The sequence below is a fragment of the Priestia sp. FSL R5-0597 genome (assembly GCF_038006305.1).
Lineage (GTDB): Bacteria > Bacillota > Bacilli > Bacillales > Bacillaceae_H > Priestia > Priestia zanthoxyli.
The window spans coordinates 592,501-611,893 of record NZ_JBBOUZ010000001.1 but is presented as its reverse complement, the minus strand read 5'-3'; the positions used below and the strand labels follow the sequence as shown (position 1 = coordinate 611,893).

Annotated in this window: 8 protein-coding genes, 19 tRNA genes and 2 rRNA genes (1 of these 29 cut by a window edge); 1 reads left to right on the top strand and 28 read right to left on the bottom strand. The window is 41.8% G+C overall.

The genetic code is table 11. The annotated features are described in order from the left end of the window. Positions 1-53 precede the first annotated feature (53 nt). The 5 genes from addA to MKX72_RS03245 all read right to left on the bottom strand — a co-directional run bounded on the left by addA (position 54) and on the right by MKX72_RS03245 (position 11,630). Positions 54-3,791: a helicase-exonuclease AddAB subunit AddA gene (gene addA, locus MKX72_RS03265; protein ID WP_098625735.1), complete on the bottom strand. Its 3,738-nt coding sequence runs from the start codon at positions 3,789-3,791 to the stop codon at positions 54-56. Next, positions 3,784-7,284, bottom strand: a complete 3,501-nt coding sequence (gene addB / locus MKX72_RS03260; RefSeq protein WP_098625733.1) for a helicase-exonuclease AddAB subunit AddB — start codon at positions 7,282-7,284, stop codon at positions 3,784-3,786. The genes addA and addB overlap by 8 nt, the downstream gene beginning before the upstream one ends. 263 nt (positions 7,285-7,547) lie before the next feature. After that, positions 7,548-8,288, bottom strand: coding sequence for a 3-oxoacyl-ACP reductase FabG (gene fabG / locus MKX72_RS03255; RefSeq protein ID WP_014461644.1), 741 nt, complete (start codon positions 8,286-8,288; stop codon positions 7,548-7,550). 580 nt (positions 8,289-8,868) lie between these two features. Next, on the bottom strand, positions 8,869-9,486 hold the full coding sequence (locus tag MKX72_RS03250) for a TVP38/TMEM64 family protein (RefSeq protein WP_028412419.1): 618 nt from the start codon (positions 9,484-9,486) through the stop codon (positions 8,869-8,871). A 164-nt stretch (positions 9,487-9,650) separates the two neighbouring features. Then, positions 9,651-11,630 carry a S9 family peptidase gene (locus MKX72_RS03245; RefSeq protein WP_155008544.1) on the bottom strand — a complete coding sequence of 660 codons (1,980 nt, stop codon included), beginning with the start codon at positions 11,628-11,630 and terminating at the stop codon, positions 9,651-9,653. A gap of 176 nt (positions 11,631-11,806) precedes the next feature. Between MKX72_RS03245 and MKX72_RS03240 the strand changes: the two genes are divergently transcribed. Next, positions 11,807-12,043 (top strand): IDEAL domain-containing protein, encoded by a 237-nt coding sequence (locus MKX72_RS03240; protein ID WP_028412421.1) that lies wholly within the window; start codon positions 11,807-11,809, stop codon positions 12,041-12,043. Positions 12,044-12,238: 195 nt separating this feature from the next. Here MKX72_RS03240 and aceA read toward each other — a convergent pair whose 3' ends face one another. The 23 genes from aceA to MKX72_RS03125 all read right to left on the bottom strand — a co-directional run. Beyond that, entirely contained in the window at positions 12,239-13,522 is a 1,284-nt protein-coding gene (aceA, locus tag MKX72_RS03235) for an isocitrate lyase (RefSeq protein WP_028412422.1), read from the bottom strand. 392 nt (positions 13,523-13,914) lie between these two features. Continuing rightward, complete coding sequence (locus MKX72_RS03230) at positions 13,915-15,174, bottom strand: M48 family metallopeptidase (protein WP_154973623.1); 1,260 nt, start codon at positions 15,172-15,174, stop codon at positions 13,915-13,917. A 209-nt stretch (positions 15,175-15,383) separates the two neighbouring features. Further along, positions 15,384-15,455 (bottom strand) — tRNA-Glu (locus MKX72_RS03225). A 4-nt stretch (positions 15,456-15,459) separates the two neighbouring features. Continuing rightward, positions 15,460-15,534: transfer RNA gene (locus MKX72_RS03220), tRNA-Asn, on the bottom strand. Positions 15,535-15,537: 3 nt separating this feature from the next. Further along, positions 15,538-15,614 (bottom strand) — tRNA-Ile (locus tag MKX72_RS03215). Positions 15,615-15,620: 6 nt separating this feature from the next. Next, a tRNA-Gly gene (locus MKX72_RS03210) sits at positions 15,621-15,694 on the bottom strand. A gap of 11 nt (positions 15,695-15,705) precedes the next feature. After that, positions 15,706-15,781 (bottom strand) — tRNA-His (locus tag MKX72_RS03205). 10 nt (positions 15,782-15,791) lie between these two features. Beyond that, positions 15,792-15,867 (bottom strand) — tRNA-Phe (locus tag MKX72_RS03200). An 8-nt stretch (positions 15,868-15,875) separates the two neighbouring features. Then, positions 15,876-15,951 (bottom strand) — tRNA-Asp (locus MKX72_RS03195). Between the two features lie 4 nt (positions 15,952-15,955). Beyond that, positions 15,956-16,032, bottom strand: a tRNA-Met gene (locus tag MKX72_RS03190). Positions 16,033-16,057: 25 nt separating this feature from the next. Further along, positions 16,058-16,150, bottom strand: a tRNA-Ser gene (locus MKX72_RS03185). Between the two features lie 27 nt (positions 16,151-16,177). Continuing rightward, positions 16,178-16,254 (bottom strand) — tRNA-Met (locus MKX72_RS03180). 30 nt (positions 16,255-16,284) lie between these two features. Next, a tRNA-Ala gene (locus tag MKX72_RS03175) sits at positions 16,285-16,360 on the bottom strand. A gap of 5 nt (positions 16,361-16,365) precedes the next feature. Further along, positions 16,366-16,442, bottom strand: a tRNA-Pro gene (locus MKX72_RS03170). Positions 16,443-16,446: 4 nt separating this feature from the next. Next, positions 16,447-16,523: transfer RNA gene (locus tag MKX72_RS03165), tRNA-Arg, on the bottom strand. A gap of 6 nt (positions 16,524-16,529) precedes the next feature. Continuing rightward, positions 16,530-16,604: transfer RNA gene (locus MKX72_RS03160), tRNA-Gly, on the bottom strand. 9 nt (positions 16,605-16,613) lie between these two features. Beyond that, positions 16,614-16,686: transfer RNA gene (locus MKX72_RS03155), tRNA-Lys, on the bottom strand. Positions 16,687-16,690: 4 nt separating this feature from the next. Then, a tRNA-Gln gene (locus tag MKX72_RS03150) sits at positions 16,691-16,765 on the bottom strand. 6 nt (positions 16,766-16,771) lie between these two features. Continuing rightward, positions 16,772-16,855: transfer RNA gene (locus tag MKX72_RS03145), tRNA-Tyr, on the bottom strand. 8 nt (positions 16,856-16,863) lie between these two features. Continuing rightward, positions 16,864-16,939 (bottom strand) — tRNA-Thr (locus MKX72_RS03140). A gap of 4 nt (positions 16,940-16,943) precedes the next feature. Continuing rightward, positions 16,944-17,019, bottom strand: a tRNA-Val gene (locus MKX72_RS03135). A 106-nt stretch (positions 17,020-17,125) separates the two neighbouring features. Next, positions 17,126-17,241 (bottom strand): 5S ribosomal RNA (gene rrf / locus MKX72_RS03130). 63 nt (positions 17,242-17,304) lie between these two features. Further along, positions 17,305-19,393, bottom strand: a 23S ribosomal RNA gene (locus tag MKX72_RS03125) (it continues 847 nt past the right edge of the window).

Here is a 19,393-nt window from a genome sequence, read left to right as displayed (position 1 = left end):
GTTACTCTCTCCTTATTGGTGAAAAAGAAGAAGACTATCGCCTTCTTCTTTTCTTATATTTCAACAGCATGTCCACCATCTAAAAAGTAAAGATAGCGATGCTGAACAGGTTGTTTCACAATCCGCTCAATGGCCTTTGCGTAAAGCTCTAACTGAATGCGGTATCTTTCAATTAGAAATGGTTTTGCTCGTTCAAAATCCCCTTGAAAACGATCCGAAATATTATCTGTTTTAAAATCAAGTAAAACGAGGCCTTCTTCCGTTTCATATAAACAATCAATAATACCTTGTACTAAAATCGTTTCATCTTCCTGCTCCCAACGATCATAGATTTCTTTAGCGGAGACACCTAAACTAAAAGGCATCTCTCTATAAACCGTGCGAGCCGTTCGAATACCTTGTGCAATGTCACTGTCTAAAAAGTCTGCTACATCATTTGCATCAACGGCATCCGCTTGCTGTTGCGTCAACAATTCTTTGGTAACCATTGATTGAATAAAGTCTTGAACCATTTCGAGGGTATAAGCTTTATTTAATGGAAGCTGCTGCATAACGGCATGTGTAGCTGTTCCTCTTTCAGCTCCTGTGAGAGATTTCTCTTGAAGAAACAGCGGACGATTTTCAAGAGGTGCTTTAGCTCCCCGAACAAGATCATTGCTTGCACCTGCATCCGTCAGCTGCTGCTGCCTTTTTAGTTCAGAAACAGATTGCTTTGAACGATGAACGGAAGCTACACGATAATCATAAGACCAATTTAAGCGTCTATACACTTCCTCTTTATAATCGCTGGATTCTGTAACTGGCTCATGCTTTTGAAGAGCGTTCAAAAGCTCTTCATGATGCTGCTGCTCTTCAAGAGGCTGTTCGGCTAAATCACCTGCTAATAACGTTGAAAGCTTCCAGCTTGAAGCATGCTGATAAATCATCTCGGCCGGCTGGACCTCTCCTTCAACCATATGACTAACATTTTTGTGACGAATTAAAGAAGGTCCAATCCAGTCTAAATAACATTTTGCATCTCTTCTCACGTGAGCTGGAAGCGTCCAATCTTCGTGTCCCATAACGGAGCTCCATTGTCTGAGCTTTTCTGGTGCGTCTTTTACTGTTCCAACTAAAATAAGTTTTTCTTTCGCACGCGTCAAAGCTACGTATAATACCCGCATTTCCTCTGCCATGCTTTCTTTTTTCATTTTTTTCTTCATGGTCTGCTGAAGAAGAGTCGGGTACGTAATACGCAGTTTCGGATCAATATATTTAGATCCAAAACCTAGTTCTTTATCGAGTAAATAAGCTTTATTCAAGTCCATTAAGTTAAACTGACGAGCAAGACCAGCTACGAAAACAACAGGAAATTCAAGACCTTTACTGCTGTGGATCGTCATCAAACGCACCACATCTTCTTGTTCTCCCAGCGCTCGAGCAGCTCCTAAATCGTTCCCTCGATCCTGCATCCGTTCAATAAAGCGTAAAAAGCGGAACAGACCTCTAAATGAAGTCGCCTCATACTGGCGAGCGCGATCGTAAAGAGCACGTAAATTGGCTTGACGCTGTTTCCCGCCAGGAAGTCCGCCAACAAATTCAAAGAAACCCGTGTCGCGGTAAATTTGCCATACTAGTTCTGACAAAGAGCTTTGTCTAGCTTGTGTTCTCCATGCTTTTAACTGCTCATAGAAATATTTCACTTTATCGCGAAGTTCTTCATCATCTGAAACCGCTAAGTACGTTTTTAACGCATCATAATACGTTCCTTTCTTTTGCTCTGCTCTCAGTGTAGCCAACTCTTCATCTGAAAGCCCTACTACCGGTGAGCGAAGAACAGAAGCTAACGGAATGTCTTGATGCGGGTTATCTACTACTTTTAATAAAGACATCATAATCATCACTTCAGTAGCATCAAAATAGCCTGTTGATAAATCCGCATAAATCGGCACGCCTTCTTGTTTAAATTCATCCATAATCTGCGCAGCCCAAGGCATGGAACGAAGCAAAATAACAAAGTCACGATACGTTACGTTTCTCATGATATCGAGCTTGCGATCATATATTTGAAAACGGTTTTGAACGAGTTCTTTGATTTTGCGCGCCATTGCTCTTGCCTCTAACTGAGCGGTTTCAAGCTCTGCTTCTGAAAAAGCGACGAGAGAAGAATCCGATTCTTCTTCCGCTCCTTCTTCTGCATTTTCTTTTGCAATCAGCAGAAGCTCCGTTTCCATTCCTTCCACTTTTGGATACGATGCTCCTAATTTTAAAGAAGCATCATCGTCATATGCAATTTCTCCTACTTCTTCATCCATCAGCTGGTTAAAAATAAAGTTTGTGGCGTCAAGCACTTGAGAACGACTTCGGAAGTTTTTATTTAAGTCAATACGTTTTCCAAATTGTCGTCCATCTTGCGTAAATCGCTTGTACTTCGTCAAAAACAAAAATGGCTCCGCTAAACGAAAGCGGTAAATGGATTGTTTTACATCTCCAACCATAAATAAATTCCCTTGTTCTTCACTATCTCTCGTCACTAATTTAATTAGTGTTTCTTGAACCATATTTGTATCTTGATATTCGTCAACAAGCACCTCTTCAAACTGAGTGCGATATTTTTGAGCAATGGACGAAGGCTTAAGCACCCCATCTTCTTTTACACTCAAGATTTGTAGGCAATAATGCTCTAAATCAGAAAAGTCCACTAACCCTTTCTCTTTTTTGATGTGTTCATATCGTTCACCGAAGCGCTGAACTAAAAAGATTAGCGTTTCAATAACGGGCTTCATTTTTTCAAAATCAGCCATGTAGCCGTACAAAGGCCTAGAAAACAAATCAGCATGAAGCTTTTCAAGGCTTGTTTTCGCTTTTTTGCGAAGCTCTCCGAAATCATCTAAAAGCTGCGAGTCGTATGCATCTCCTTTACATGGCTTTAAACGAGTAAAATTCAAATTCTGCATTTCCTCATGCAAATCAGCAAAAGAATGCTTAGAAGCGCTGATCAGCCGATGAATTTGAGCCAGGTCTTCCTCTGCATTAACGGCGCGAGGAGCAGGCCCTCCCGGCAGCTTTGTTAGCTCTAAGCCCTGTTTTAAAATCGACTCAATGCCCACGAGCTGCGTTGTTACTTCTTGTAAAAGAAAAGACAAAAACGGAAGTGAATCAATAGAAGAGTTCTCTGTGACATCATATTGACTCACAATCATTTTAAGCCAGCCGTTTGGGTCGGGATTAGATCGTGCAAAGTCATATAGCTTTCTTACCATAAGCTGAATATCTAAGTCATTTCTGTCGCTTGTATAACGATCAATTAAATCAAAGAATCGCTCGTTCTGTTCAATACTGTACTGCTCTTCAAACAATTCTTCTAATACTTCTTCACGCAGAAGATCCGCTTCCGTATCATCTGCAATCCGAAAACCAGGGTCTACATCGATCAAATAATAATACGTTCGAATGACTTCTAAACAAAAAGAATGGAGCGTAGAAATCGACGCACGGTTTAATAAATTAAGCTGTCTGCGCAAGTGTAAAGAAGATGGATTCTTTTTTAACTCTTTTTCCAATGCTTCTCCAATTCGATTTCTCATTTCGGCTGCAGAAGCATTTGTAAACGTAGCAACTAGTAATCTATCAACATCGATTGGTTCCTCGCCCATCGTAATCTTTTTAATAATACGTTCGACTAAAACCGCTGTTTTTCCTGAGCCAGCCGCCGCGGCTACTAATATATCTTGACCGGATGAAACAATGGCGTTCCACTGATCATCCGTCCACTGGGAGTCGGCCGGTTTTACGTGTATATCTTCACTCATCTCGTTTGGCCTCCTCTCGAATTTTATCTAAAATAACATTTTGACTCTCTGTACTAAGCTGACGATATTCGTTGTTTTCCATTGATTCATCGAACTGACAGATTGAGCGGTATTCACAAAACGCACATGGTGTTTTATCTTTTAGCTTATAAGGCGAAATATCAATTTTTCCATTTGTAATCTCAGTACCTGCCTCTACAAACTTACCTCGCACATACTGACGGAGATGTGTAAAATCTTCTTCGCTCGCAACCGAAGAATTGGAATAAAAGCCCCCTGTCTTTTTAATACCCGCCGATATAACCTGTGAGTGCCCTGATTCTAACGTTTCGTCCATTAATCGGACTGCTTCCTCGTCCCCTAAAAGCAGTCCTTTCATTTTAAACTTCTTGAAGATTTCGGCTTCAATTTGATCGGGTTGTAATGCTTTAGTACTGTTGATCATTGGATTATGAACGTGGAAATAAAGAACGCCAGCAGGCAATGCTCCTCTATTATCATGAAGAAGCTGTTCAGCATACGTCACGACTATGTCTAAATAAGCTAAAATTTGAAGAGATAAACCATAGTACACTTCCACTAAGTTTAATGCTTTATCGCTTGATTTATAGTCGACAATACGCAGTAAAAGTCCCTTGGAGCTTTCCGCTTTATCCACTCTGTCAATTCGGCCAACAAGTTCCATCGTATGGCCATTTGGCAGTGTAAACTGCATAGAAGGCAGCTCCGCGCTAGGACCAAACCCTAATTCCAATCCAACAGGAACAAACCCGCTCACCTTAGCGTGCTCACTTAACACAAGCGACGCACGTTCAATAATTTGCTGCAGCTTATGTGTTAAATAGTGGTGGCGATTAGAGCTCAATAAAATTTCATTTTGTAAGCGCGGAGCAAGTTCGTGCACCGCAGCCGTAGAAAGCTGCTGACAGTCTTTTCTCGTTAAGTTCTTCCATTCTTTTTGACCGCCCCGTAGCTCGTCTGAAATCATCTTCAGCGCCGCGTGAAATAACTCGCCTATGTCAGGAGCTGCTAATTTGAAAACTTTTCGTTCTTTAAGCTTAAGCCCGTGAGAAGCAAAATGAGCGTACGGACAGGCTTCAAATTTCTCCATTCTCGATACGCTTGCTTGAATATGCTTTCCATACAGACGCTGACTCGTTTTCTTTGTTAACCTTTTTGCTTCGTTTTTATAAAATAAACTGCTTAGTACTTTCTCGCTGTATGAGTTCCAATCTGAATTTTCTACATAAAAATTATATACATCCCACCAAGCGGAACTCATCGGATAATGGCGTTTCCACCCTTGCAGCTGGCTGGCTAAATGCGCGATGCTCGTTAAGGGATTTGTTATATAATCAACTTGCTTTTCTTCTTCTAAATCCGTAGGCTCCGTCATTAACAGCTTTTCCTGCAGGAGCGGAAATAGCTCTTTTACTCGATTAATAACGAGTGAAGGCAGCAGAGTCTTCCCTTCCTCATTGGCAAGAGGATACGAAACATAAAGTTTTTCAGAAGAGCTGGAAAGTGCTAAATAAATGAGAAATTGTTCGTCAAACAGCTTTTGCCTTCCAGTTGGCGCAAGTAATAAGCCTGATTCAAGCAGCTGCTCTCTCTCTTTCTCAGATAACAGGCCATCGCTTTTTGGTTTAGCTGGAATCACACCGTCATTTACGCCTAGCACAAAGCTTGCTTTGATATCGGATAAACGCGAACGCTCAAAACTTGCCACAACCACTTGATCCAGTGCAGGCGGAACAAGTGCAAACTGCATGCTGTCAAGCCCTGTCTCAAATAGATCCGCGAACAAAGAAATCGATACTTTCTCTTCTCCCATCATTTCAACAAACTGATCAAATAAGTGAAGAATTGCTTTCCATACCTGCTCGTGCTCTCTTGCTTCTTGAAGCTTTCCTTCTTCTTCACATCGATTGCGCAGCGCTTCTATCTTTTGTGGAATATCTAAATTCGTTAAAAAACGATAGAGTGCTTCTGCTTTTTCTTTTCCTATTTTCGCTTGTTTTAATTTTTGCTGAAGCGAATAAATAGGAGGAACAATCATATTTTTTAATTCATTTATTTTTTGCTCAAAAGCAAGCTCTTCGTCAGTTTTCCCAAGGTTCATGTCTTCAAGCGAACGATATTTTCTGTAGGTAAATGGCTCCTTACTCGTCCACTTAGATCCTTGAATACCGTAAGCAAGTACGTAATTTTCTAATTCATCCATCTCTTCGCGAAGCTGGTGCACATCAGATGACAAAGGAAATAAAAGGTCTGTTTTCACTGCCCGAAAGATGGTTTCGTATCGCCATGACCCGCTTACCACCTCTAAGACTGAGCGAATAAATTCAACGAGTGGATGGTGAAACATCGCTCGCTTTTGGTCAATAAAGTACGGAATTTCATAATCTCGAAAAATGGTTTGAAGCAAGTCATGATAGTCTTCTGCATTTCTAACAATCAAGGCAATATCACGATAGCGATAGCCGTGATCGCGCACAAGCGACAGCACTTCTCTTGCAATCCCTTCTACCTCTGCTCTTCGGCTAACAGCAGGCAGCAGCTGAATGTGCTCGGGCTCTGACTGAAATTCCGGCGTTGGCCGTTCATCATAATATCGTTCTAAATAGGCAAGCTCTGGACTGTTTTGATGCCTTTTTTGTTCATTAAATACGTTTGGCTCTTGAATCTCTATCCCGTTTTCAGCCGCCAGGCCCATTATTTCTTGATACGTTTCGCTCGTTAATCGAAACAAGTGCAGGTCATTTGGAATAAAATCTTGATATGAATAATCAGAAGTAACCGCTATTTTCACTTCTCTACAAACTTTCATCAGCTCTACTAATACCGTTAATTCTTGAGGAGTATAGTGATGAAATCCATCTACATAAATCGTTGCTTGAGCAAGGTACGCAGAAGAGACTACTTTTTCGCTCAACAGCTTCAAATAATCTTCTCCATCTACATATTTTGTCATCAGCTGTTTTTCTAATTCTCCGTAAATGAGATGTAAATCATGTAATTTATCAGCAAGGACTTTCTCATCTTCTGCTTGAAGTTTTTGCTTCATCTCTTCGAGAGACGGTGCATCTACCGTGTACTGTTTAAATTCTTTAACCATTTTTTCTAGTTCTTCAATAAACCCTGCTTGTTCTGAAGAATTCGCAAACAATCGAAGCTCTTTTTTTTGATGCTCGATAATTTTTTTAAGCATCATATGAATACCTGTTTGATCCACATGATAGCGGCTAATACCTCCGACTTCTTGCAGAATACGCCACGCAAGACGTGTAAAACTATAAACTTGAGCACGCATCATGCCTTCTAACCCAGGTGTTTGAACAAGCGCATACTCCGACTGAAACGTCATCTGTTCAGGTACAATATAAATAAGTGGATGCCCAAGCGGAGCATTTAACAGCTCTTGGCGCATGCTATTTAAAAGATATTCCGTTTTCCCGCTTCCTGAACGTCCTAATAAAAACTGTAGCCCCACGTTTTCACCCCTTCATTTTTCTTCTCTATATTTTTAGTTGTTTAAGTGCAAAATGGATAAACGCCACGCAAACACGTGACGCAGTCGTCAAAATTTTATAGTGATAATCAGCTAAATCTCTCTATCTCTCTCCTTATTATTTTACTGAACTTGCAGACAAAATTCCACTTTGCACATATGTGAAATGCTGGATGCAACAAAAAAACTTTTCAGTAGCCAAATGACCACTGAAAAGTTTTAGAAAAGCGAGTTATTTTCTACTTTTACATCATGATTCCACCATCTACATGCAGTGTTGTGCCGTTAATATAGTTGGACTCATCAGAGGCTAAATAAAGATAAGCATAACCAATGTCAGAAGGCTGACCTAACCTTTGTAAAGGAATAGTGGATTTCATTTGATCAATGATTTTGTCCGGCATCGCCTTCACCATATCCGTCTCAATAAACCCGGGAGCTACAGCGTTTACATTAATTCCTTTTCGCCCAAGCTCTTTAGCCCATGTTTTTGTCATTCCCACTACGCCGGCTTTTGTCGCCGCATAGTTTGTTTGACCAACATTTCCATATACGCCGGATACCGAAGATGTGCTGATAATTTTCCCTTTACCTTGAGCAATCATATGCGGTACAACGGCTTGCGTACAGTGAAAAACGCCTGTAAGGTTTACGTTAATGACCGCTTGAAAATTTTCAACTGATAATTTAGTTAGCATTCCATCTCTGGTAATACCTGCATTATTAATTAAAATATCTATTTTAGAGAAGCGTTTCACGACTTCTTCTACCATTGCATCTACACTGTCTCGATCCGCTACGTTTACTTGAAAGAATGCTACATCTCCGCCTTCTTCTTTTAGCTGAGCTGCTCGTTCTTCTCCTACTTTTGCATCGTAGTCAACCATAGCGACCTTTGCACCCTCTTGTGCGAAAATTCGAGAAGCTTCGAACCCTAACCCATTTGCTGCACCCGTAATAATTGCCACTTTATCTTTTAATCTCATGTCACCCGCGCTATAAGACGCTTACTAACAACGATTAATCAGCAAGTCGCTTGAATCTTAGTAGCGCATTCCCCTCCTCAAAACGACGCCAAGCACGTCTTAATGATCATTCGGTGCTTTTCTAGTAATGATCCCTCTACTTACATCTTAGTAGTCAAGCTCAAAAATCATTCATATAATTTTTAAGAAAACGTTTTGAAATACATGAGGTGATAATACATGTTGAGAAAAAACATGTATATCTCTAGAAAACAAAGGGTTCATTACTTAGGTGCAACTAGGAATAGACGTCTAATTTATTCCCAGTTTTTTCTTTTATTTTAGCATATTTTTCACAATTGATAAACAAAAAACTTGTTCATTACTAGACAGATACTCTGTATGTGCATTGTTCTACCAACCGAATAAACAGACAAATAACTTCTTTAAGAAAAAGGCAAAAAGCCTTTCAAAAATGCTGCTGTATTCCTATAAGAAAAGGTTTTTCCATAGTTTACAATACCCTCTTCTGCTGTATGTATAACAAAAGACTGCCTATTAAAAAGCAGTCTTTCATCACTATTTGTTATATATAAACAAACTATTTGTCATACTGTTTCACTTTAGATTTTTCATTTAATCTTCGTTCAATTTGCTTTCCAACAAGCCATAGGACAAAAATGATCACTAAAACAAGTACTGCTTTTAAAGGCTGTTTCACAAATGAAACAAAATCGGCCCCAATAAAGCTCATCATAAATATCATGACCATTTTACCCGCTAATACAGCAAGCATAAACTGAGCCATACTGACACGTGATAGTCCAGCTACTACATTAATCGCTGAAGACGGCGTAAAAGGGAAACAAAGCATAATAAACAGCGGTCCAAAACCGTGTCTTTCCACCCAAATCATAATCTTTCGAATTTGCGCATGGCGGCTGATAAAATGTAAAAACCTCGCCTGTCCGTATTTTCTAAAAATCAAAAAGACAAGCAGTGATCCAACGCAGCTCCCGATCCATGAAATTAAAAAGCCTAACCATAAGCCAAAGGCAGCAGCATTAGCCATTACAAACGCAAAAAGCGGCAAGATAGGAATAAACGCTTCTAAAATAGGCAACAGCAGTCCGGGAATGATCCCAAATGATTGATATTGTTTTAATAACTCGAGGACGCCGTCTAATGTCAAATAATGCTTTAATGTTTCAAAATCCATCGAATGTTCTCCTTATTTAAACAACTGTGCTACTTTTCACTTATTGTACTACTTTCCTTTACCAAACAAAAGTTTTACAGCGTTTTATCTTTCCTGCCCTGTTGCGCTTGCCATATAGCCAGCCCTTACTTACACGAACAGAACCTCTAGAACAACATGTGCTTTTACTTAGACTGCTGCAAATAACGTTTAAACCAGCTGGTTAAATATTTTAGTCTCGCCGTTCGTAAATTAGGCTTACCGCTTCTAGAAAGTTCATGGTTAGACTGAGGAAAACGAATAAATTCTACTTCTTTATCTTTTCTTTTTAGTGCCACATAAAGCTGTTCAGCTTGTTCAATTGGACATCTATAATCCTGTTCGCTATGCAAGATTAACAGCGGTGTTTTCACGTTCTCCGCTAAACGAAGCGGCGAGTGGTTCCAAAGTTTTTCCGGATTCTCATAAATATCAGCTTTCAATTCCCATTCGGTAAAATAATAGCCAATATCACTAACGCCGTAAAAACTCGTCCAATTTGAAATAGACCGTTGCGTCACCGCTGCTTTAAACCGATTTGTACTTCCTACAATCCAGTTTGTCATAAATCCTCCGTAGCTTCCTCCTGTTACGCCAAGTTTATCTTCATTAATATAAGAGTAGCGGTTAATTGCTTCGTCGGTTACTGCCATCAAATCCATATAATCCATGCCTCCGTAATCTCCTCGAACGGCATCTGTAAAGGCTTGACCATATCCTCTTCCGCCTCTTGGATTAGAAAAGAGGATATTGAACCCTTTTGATGCAAGCACTTGAAATTCAAACATAAATGTATGACCATACATAAGATGCGGACCTCCGTGAATTTCTAAAATGGTTGGAGATACATCGTTGGCAGCAGCCGCTTTTACGACCCAACTGTGGATATGTATACCGTCCGTGGCAGTCGCGCAAAAAGATTCTGCTTCCGTTAACTGCACATGCTTTAAAAATGAATCATTAACGTTTGTCAGCTTCACTAGTTCCTCTGTTTTTAAATTTAAAGAATAAAGATCTCCGGGATGTGTAAATGTACTGATTGCTACGATAGCTTCCTCACCGTTGGGAAGAACAGATACCCCGTATACGTGAGCATTATCCATAAGCACAGAGTCTAACTTTCCATTTACATTTCCTTTATATATGCCTACAGAACCCTTTTCACTTACGACAAAATAAAATTCTTCCTTACTGCTCCACATAATTCCCGCTGCGGTTCTTCCAAAGTGAAAATCTCCTGCTACCATATCTCCTATTTCTAAGTCTATACCTGCAGTGATACAAGCTGTTTTTTGATTGGAGACCTGATAAATATATATGTCATTCATTGAAGCCGATCCGTATGTACGTTCATTTCCAATGTAAGCTATGTATGACCCATCTGGTGACCACGAAACTTGATGAAAATATCCTGTTTCTGCTGTAATAGATGTTAACTTTTTAGTATCACGATGCAAAATAAACACGTCCATGGTTAACGATAAATCCGGATTCTCTCCTCGACTGCTGCAAAATACAATTGAATTTGCATCAGGGGCCCAGCATCCTACAGAGTGATGATAAGGTCCATCCGTTAAAAACGTCACTTCTTTATTTTTAAGTTTAACGACCGCAACTTGCGTATATTCACCTTTTAAATAGCCACTAGCATCGGATTTATACAACAAACGTTCCACTTCGTATGGCTGAGGATGCTCATGATTTTGTTCAACTCTTACAGCTTTTTCTTCCACTTTTGTAGAAAACATAATTTCGTCACTATAAGGAGACCATACGGGATTACTAACGCCTTTTTCACAATCTGTGAGTGCTTCTGCTTCCCCGCCTGTCGCTGCTAATAGATAGAGCTGAACGGTTTGACTGCGATCTGATAAAAAAGCAATCCACCTGCCGTCAGGAGACCATGCAGGAGAGTGATTATTTCCTTTATAATACGTCAATTGCTTTGTTTTTTTTGTTTCAAGATCTAACATAAACAGCTTCGTCTCATAACCGTTTTCTATTTTTTTCGTTTCTCGAACCGTATAAACTACACTTTTTCCATCTGGAGAAATCTGAGGGTTATACACAGACTTCAATTCATACAAATCCTCTACCGTTACCGTACGCTTTTTTACATGATTCAATTTCTTCGCCCCCAAGGATTCATTTTTAAACCAAATAGCCAATCGATAAAAACGAAAGTAGCGTTTCCCTCTTACTTTATCATTTCTAAAAATAAAAATCTAAAAATTTAGAAAATTAGTTGTTTTTTCTTCTTTTAATCTATATAATAATAAAAAGGGTGCAGAGGTGATGAGGTATGAACAATGAAAAATCGTACACGGAAATGATGAAGTCCCTCGCTCGCAAGAAAAAAGTAATTGATACTGTGAGTATGTTGGATGTTTATATCGAAATGGTAATTGATGAATCGCTTTTTAAGCGTCAAAAAGAACTGTTAGAAACAAACATTAACACGGCATTAGATCAACGTGATGAAACTGCTTTTTATGAGCTATCAGCACAGTACCAATCCTTACTTCAAACATCTACTTAATATTTCAAGAAGTTCATTCATGTTAATGATTTATATGTACGTTTAACAGGCAGAACCTTTCTTCTCAGGAAGAACAGCTGTCTGTTAAATCGTGTTTACTACATAAAAAAAGATTCTTACAGATGTAAGAATCTTTTTTGTTAGAATTTTTTCTATGAGTGGAAGTAAACAACCGTTCCACTCATAGATTTTTTGTTATTTATGCGCCTGAAACTGCTCTTCTTCTGTTGAACCTTTTAAAGCTGTTGTAGAGGAAGTCCCACCGGAAACTACTTGCGCCACTTCATCAAAATAACCCGTTCCTACTTCACGCTGATGTCTTGTAGCAGTATATCCATTTATTTCACTAGCAAACTCTCTTTCTTGTAACTCTGAATAAGCTGCCATTCCTCTTGTTTTATATCCTCGTGCCAGTTCAAACATGCTGTGATTTAAAGCGTGGAAGCCAGCAAGCGTAACGAATTGGAATTTGTAGCCCATTTTTGCGATTTCTCTTTGAAACTTTTCAATCGTTTTCTTATCTAATTTTTTCTTCCAGTTGAAAGATGGTGAACAGTTATAAGCAAGCATTTTACCTGGGAATTTTTCATGAATAGCATCTGCAAATTTTTGTGCCTGTTCCAAGTTTGGTTCAGACGTCTCACACCATACTAGATCAGCATATGGCGCATATGCTAAGCCACGAGCGATAGCTTGATCGATTCCGGCTCTCGTGCGATAAAACCCTTCAGCGGTGCGTTCACCTGTAATAAACTGGCGATCTACAGGATCAACATCACTTGTAATTAAATCAGCGGCATCAGCATCGGTACGAGCAATCAGAAGTGTTGGAACACCCATTACATCAGCAGCTAAACGAGCAGCAATCAAGTTTTTCACAGCTGTCTGAGTTGGAAGCAATACCTTGCCGCCAAGATGACCACACTTTTTCTCAGATGACAATTGATCTTCGAAGTGTACCGCAGATGCTCCTGACTCAATCATTCCTTTCATTAATTCAAATACGTTCAACTGTCCTCCGAACCCTGCTTCTGCATCTGCTACAATTGGAGCAAAGTAATCAATATCTCCTTCTCCTTCTAAATGCTGAATTTGATCGGCACGCTGCAGCGCTTGATTGATTCGTTTCACAACATGCGGCACGCTGTTTGCTGGATATAGACTTTGATCAGGATACATATTTCCTGAAAGGTTTGCATCTGCAGCTACTTGCCATCCACTGAGATAAATGGCTTTTAACCCTGCTTTTACCTGTTGTACTGCTTGATTTCCTGTTAAAGCTCCTAATGCATGAACGTATGGCTCTGTTTTTAATAAGTTCCAGAACTTTTCGGCCCCTCTTCTAGCAAGCGTGTGTTCAATATCAATGGATCCTCTCAGTCCAATGACTTTTTCTGCAGAATATGGACGTTCAATTCCTTTCCAACGCTCATCGCTTTTCCAGTTCTCTTCAAGGTTTTTTACACGAATCTCTTTCATTCTTTATACCCCCTAATGAATTTAAAATTCTATATTCATAAAAATATAAAACGCAGCAGTGAGAATATGTCTGTTTCATGATGAAGTAAATTAGCAGTTTGCCATAGTTTTAGTAAGAACGTAGATGAAATAAGTAAATAGTTGAAGGACATGTAGTAAGACTTTGCTGAGGTGAATATACGCTGATAAGTTTGACTGCTATCTTTTCAATCACAAATAACTATTCCTCCCTATTGTTATAAAACAGTTTTTATTTTACATACGTTATTATATAACAGTACTTTCGAAAATGAAACCTCCTTTTAGAATTTTTTTCCTACTCGCAAGGAGGCTTTTCTATTAATACCTACGTATAAAAGGCTTCATATATCCTTTACTTTTTCTTATATCACTTATTCATTTCTTTCATACTTCTCAACAAATGAAATTCTTTCCAATATTGTTGGATGACCATATCGAAAAATTTTCACTAAATACGGCGGATTCACCTGGGACAGTCCTGATTTTGTTAAATCCTGAAATGTTTTAATAGCAGCTTGTTTATCTCCTGTTAAGTCCATGGCGTACGTGTCAGATTGAAGTTCATGATGACGCGACTGCATATTTGTTAAAGGACTTACAGCAAATGTGAGCACAGAAAAAATAAGTAGAATAAGCGGTAATGAATTTAAATCACTAAGAGAAGTGATTTTTAATGCTTTCCCCCATCTCTTAATCACAAAGCTAGCTAAATGTTTCGTTAGCCATAAACCTACAATCGATAAAACTAAGGCTGAAGCAATCCCTACATAAATATGTTTCTTCACATAGTGACCCATTTCGTGCGCCATGATAAACAAAATTTCACGTTCCGTCAATTTATTAAGAGTAGTATCCCATAACACAATTCTTGAATTAGAACCTATTCCCGTTACATATGCATTGAGAGAGTTCGTTTTTTCAGACATGTTTACTTCATATACATGCTTAGCAGGTATATGAGCTTCATCTGCTAAATGCAAAATTTTCGTCTCCAGCTCTTTATTCTTTAATGGATAAAAATCGTTATATAACGGATCGATAACCACTGGTTGAATAAACGTCAAAAATAGCGTAAATGGAATAGATACTAGCCACGCATACAGCCACCATCTTTTTGAAAACTTACGAATGAATGCATATAACACAGCAATCACTAAAAACATCGTGGCATAGTTCACCCAAAAATCTGTAAAAAGATCTTTCATCCATCCTTGGAAAGGTTGCGTCGTAATATGGTAAGCCGTTGAAAGCTTATAGCTAATCCAGTCCATAGGAAAAGAGTAGATCAGCAGCAGAACAGATAACCAAAATACATAAATAGCAGTTTGGAGAAGACTGAAACGACTGACGTCTTTAGACCACTTATTCACTTTCTTAGACACACCTAACACTAAAATTAAAATAAACCCTAACCACTCATATGGAATTCGGATAAAAAAGAGCGCATCTCTAATCTTTGAATATTTTTCGGTTAACATAAGTTCTCTTGCATTCATAAACGTAGCAGGATCCACGCTGGTACCTTTTAATGATTGTGGAATAGAGGTGTCACTTATATAAAATAAATACACCCATATACAAGCTGCATACACAAGAAAAACTCCGATGGACCACAAAACAAGTTTTTTCACGCATTCCCCTCCTTTTGTACAAACAGTATTCTGTTATTACTATTGTAGGTTTTTTTTCGAAATTTAGAACAAGCGTTTAGAGATGTGCCATAGGAAATGCAAATTGTGAAGAGAAAATCATAGAAAAACGAAAAATAGAGTTTATTCTTTTGTCTAAACTCTGTTTACAAACAAAAAAAGCAGTTTGCATATGCAAACTGCTTTTGAGATGACCCGTACGGGATTCGAACCCGTGTTACCGCCGTGAAAGGGCGGTGTCTTAACCGCTTGACCAACGGGCCAGTATGGCTCCACAGGTAGGACTCGAACCTACGACCGATCGGTTAACAGCCGATAGCTCTACCACTGAGCTACTGTGGAATATGGTGGGCCTAAGTGGACTCGAACCACCGACCTCACGCTTATCAGGCGTGCGCTCTAACCAGCTGAGCTATAGGCCCATTATTTGGAGCGGGTGATGAGAATCGAACTCACGACATCAGCTTGGAAGGCTGAGGTTTTACCACTAAACTACACCCGCGTTACTTAAGATGGGGCGACTGATGGGAATCGAACCCACGAATGCCGGAACCACAATCCGGTGCGTTAACCACTTCGCCACAATCGCCGTCTTAAAATGGTGGCTCGGGACGGAATCGAACCGCCGACACAAGGATTTTCAGTCCTTTGCTCTACCAACTGAGCTACCGAGCCAAATAAAATGGCGGTCCCGACGGGAATCGAACCCGCGATCTCCTGCGTGACAGGCAGGCATGTTAACCGCTACACCACGGGACCACTTTGGTTGCGGGGACAGGATTTGAACCTGCGACCTTCGGGTTATGAGCCCGACGAGCTACCGAACTGCTCCACCCCGCGATGATATGAATATGATATAAATAAATGGCGGAGGAAGAGGGATTCGAACCCCCGCGGGCTTTAACACCCCTGTCGGTTTTCAAGACCGATCCCTTCAGCCGGACTTGGGTATTCCTCCGTATATTTATAACAAATGTAACTTATATGGTAGCGGCGGAGGGAGTCGAACCCACGACCTCACGGGTATGAACCGTACGCTCTAGCCAGCTGAGCTACACCGCCATATTATTCGTTACAATTATTTAATTTCATTGGTGGAGCCTAGCGGGATCGAACCGCTGACCTCCTGCGTGCAAGGCAGGCGCTCTCCCAGCTGAGCTAAGGCCCCATAAATGGTCGGGAAGACAGGATTCGAACCTGCGACCCCTTGGTCCCAAACCAAGTGCTCTACCAAGCTGAGCTACTTCCCGTTTATGGCGCGCCCGAGAGGAGTCGAACCCCTAACCTTTTGATCCGTAGTCAAACGCTCTATCCAATTGAGCTACGGGCGCTTTATATGGAGCGGAAGACGAGGTTCGAACTCGCGACCCCCACCTTGGCAAGGTGGTGTTCTACCACTGAACTACTTCCGCTTATTAAAATGAGCCATGAAGGACTCGAACCTTCGACCCTCTGATTAAAAGTCAGATGCTCTACCAACTGAGCTAATGGCTCTCTATGGCTGGGCTAGCTGGATTCGAACCAACGCATGACGGAATCAAAATCCGTTGCCTTACCGCTTGGCGATAGCCCAATAAAATGGTGGAGGGGGGCAGATTCGAACTGCCGAACCCGAAGGAGCGGATTTACAGTCCGCCGCGTTTAGCCACTTCGCTACCCCTCCGATATAAATGGTGCCGGCAAGAGGACTTGAACCCCCAACCTACTGATTACAAGTCAGTTGCTCTACCAGTTGAGCTACACCGGCACGGTGGTGGAGGATGACGGGATCGAACCGCCGACCCCCTGCTTGTAAGGCAGGTGCTCTCCCAGCTGAGCTAATCCTCCAAATATCATACACAACATTAAATGTGTATATAAGTTTTTTACAAATGAGCCAAATAAAAAACCCCTAGACTCTTTTACAAGAGCATAAAAAGGGGTCTTATTCATTGCCTGGCAACGTCCTACTCTCACAGGGACAAAGTCCCAACTACCATTGGCGCTAAAGAGCTTAACTTCCGTGTTCGGTATGGGAACGGGTGTGACCTCTTCGCTATCGCCACCAGACAAGAGATTGCTCTCTCAAAACTAGATAACAATTTGCTGAGTAAAGCTTACGCTTTTAAAAGTTTGGTTAAGTCCTCGATCGATTAGTATCAGTCAGCTACACATGTCGCCACGCTTCCACCTCTGACCTATCAACCTGATCATCTTTCAGGGATCTTACTAGCTTGCGCTATGGGAAATCTCATCTTGAGGGGGGCTTCATGCTTAGATGCTTTCAGCACTTATCCCGTCCACACATAGCTACCCAGCGATGCCTTTGGCAAGACAACTGGTACACCAGCGGTGTGTCCATCCCGGTCCTCTCGTACTAAGGACAGCTCCTCTCAAATTTCCTACGCCCACGACGGATAGGGACCGAACTGTCTCACGACGTTCTGAACCCAGCTCGCGTACCGCTTTAATGGGCGAACAGCCCAACCCTTGGGACCGACTACAGCCCCAGGATGCGATGAGCCGACATCGAGGTGCCAAACCTCCCCGTCGATGTGGACTCTTGGGGGAGATAAGCCTGTTATCCCCGGGGTAGCTTTTATCCGTTGAGCGATGGCCCTTCCATGCGGAACCACCGGATCACTAAGCCCGACTTTCGTCCCTGCTCGACTTGTAGGTCTCGCAGTCAAGCTCCCTTGTGCCTTTACACTCTACGAATGATTTCCAACCATTCTGAGGGAACCTTTGGGCGCCTCCGTTACATTTTAGGAGGCGACCGCCCCAGTCAAACTGCCCACCTGACACTGTCTCCCGGCCCGATCAGGGCCGCGGGTTAGAATTTCAATACAGCCAGGGTAGTATCCCACCGACGCCTCCACCGAAGCTAGCGCTCCGGCTTCTCAGGCTCCTACCTATCCTGTACAAGCTGTACCAAAATTCAATATCAGGCTACAGTAAAGCTCCACGGGGTCTTTCCGTCCTGTCGCGGGTAACCTGCATCTTCACAGGTACTATAATTTCACCGAGTCTCTCGTTGAGACAGTGCCCAGATCGTTACGCCTTTCGTGCGGGTCGGAACTTACCCGACAAGGAATTTCGCTACCTTAGGACCGTTATAGTTACGGCCGCCGTTTACTGGGGCTTCGATTCAGAGCTTCTCCCAAAGGATAACCCCTCCTCTTAACCTTCCAGCACCGGGCAGGCGTCAGCCCCTATACTTCGCCTTGCGGCTTCGCAGAGACCTGTGTTTTTGCTAAACAGTCGCCTGGGCCTATTCACTGCGGCTCTCTCGGGCTATACACCCTACCAGAGCACCCCTTCTCCCGAAGTTACGGGGTCATTTTGCCGAGTTCCTTAACGAGAGTTCTCTCGATCACCTTAGGATTCTCTCCTCGCCTACCTGTGTCGGTTTGCGGTACGGGCACCTCCCGCCTCGCTAGAGGCTTTTCTTGGCAGTGTGGAATCAGGAACTTCGGTACTATAATTCCCTCGTCATCACAGCTCAGCCTTTATGATGAGCGGATTTGCCTACTCATCAGCCTAACTGCTTGAACGCGCATATCCAGCAGCGCGCTTACCCTATCCTACTGCGTCCCCCCATTACTCAAACGGCGGGGAGGTGGTACAGGAATATCAACCTGTTGGCCATCGCCTACGCTTTTCAGCCTCGGCTTAGGTCCCGACTAACCCTGAGCGGACGAGCCTTCCTCAGGAAACCTTAGGCATTCGGTGGACAAGATTCTCACTTGTCTTTCGCTACTCATACCGGCATTCTCACTTCTAAGCGCTCCACCAGTCCTTACGGTCTGACTTCGCTGCACTTAGAACGCTCTCCTACCACTGACATCAAAGATGTCAATCCACAGCTTCGGTGATACGTTTAGCCCCGGTACATTTTCGGCGCAGAGTCACTCGACCAGTGAGCTATTACGCACTCTTTAAATGGTGGCTGCTTCTAAGCCAACATCCTGGTTGTCTAAGCAACTCCACATCCTTTTCCACTTAACGTATACTTGGGGACCTTAGCTGGTGGTCTGGGCTGTTTCCCTTTTGACTACGGATCTTATCACTCGCAGTCTGACTCCCATGGATAAGTCTTTGGCATTCGGAGTTTGACTGAATTCGGTAACCCGTTGGGGGCCCCTAGTCCAATCAGTGCTCTACCTCCAAGACTCTCACAACATGAGGCTAGCCCTAAAGCTATTTCGGAGAGAACCAGCTA

Excerpts from the sequence above, each read along its gene's own strand:
- addA (WP_098625735.1), bottom strand. The coding sequence starts at position 3,791 with ATGAGTGAAGATATACACGTAAAACCGGCCGACTCCCAGTGGACGGAT.
- fabG (WP_014461644.1), bottom strand. The coding sequence starts at position 8,288 with ATGAGATTAAAAGATAAAGTGGCAATTATTACGGGTGCAGCAAATGGG.
- MKX72_RS03250 (WP_028412419.1), bottom strand. The coding sequence starts at position 9,486 with ATGGATTTTGAAACATTAAAGCATTATTTGACATTAGACGGCGTCCTC.
- MKX72_RS03240 (WP_028412421.1), top strand. The coding sequence starts at position 11,807 with ATGAACAATGAAAAATCGTACACGGAAATGATGAAGTCCCTCGCTCGC.
- aceA (WP_028412422.1), bottom strand. The coding sequence starts at position 13,522 with ATGAAAGAGATTCGTGTAAAAAACCTTGAAGAGAACTGGAAAAGCGAT.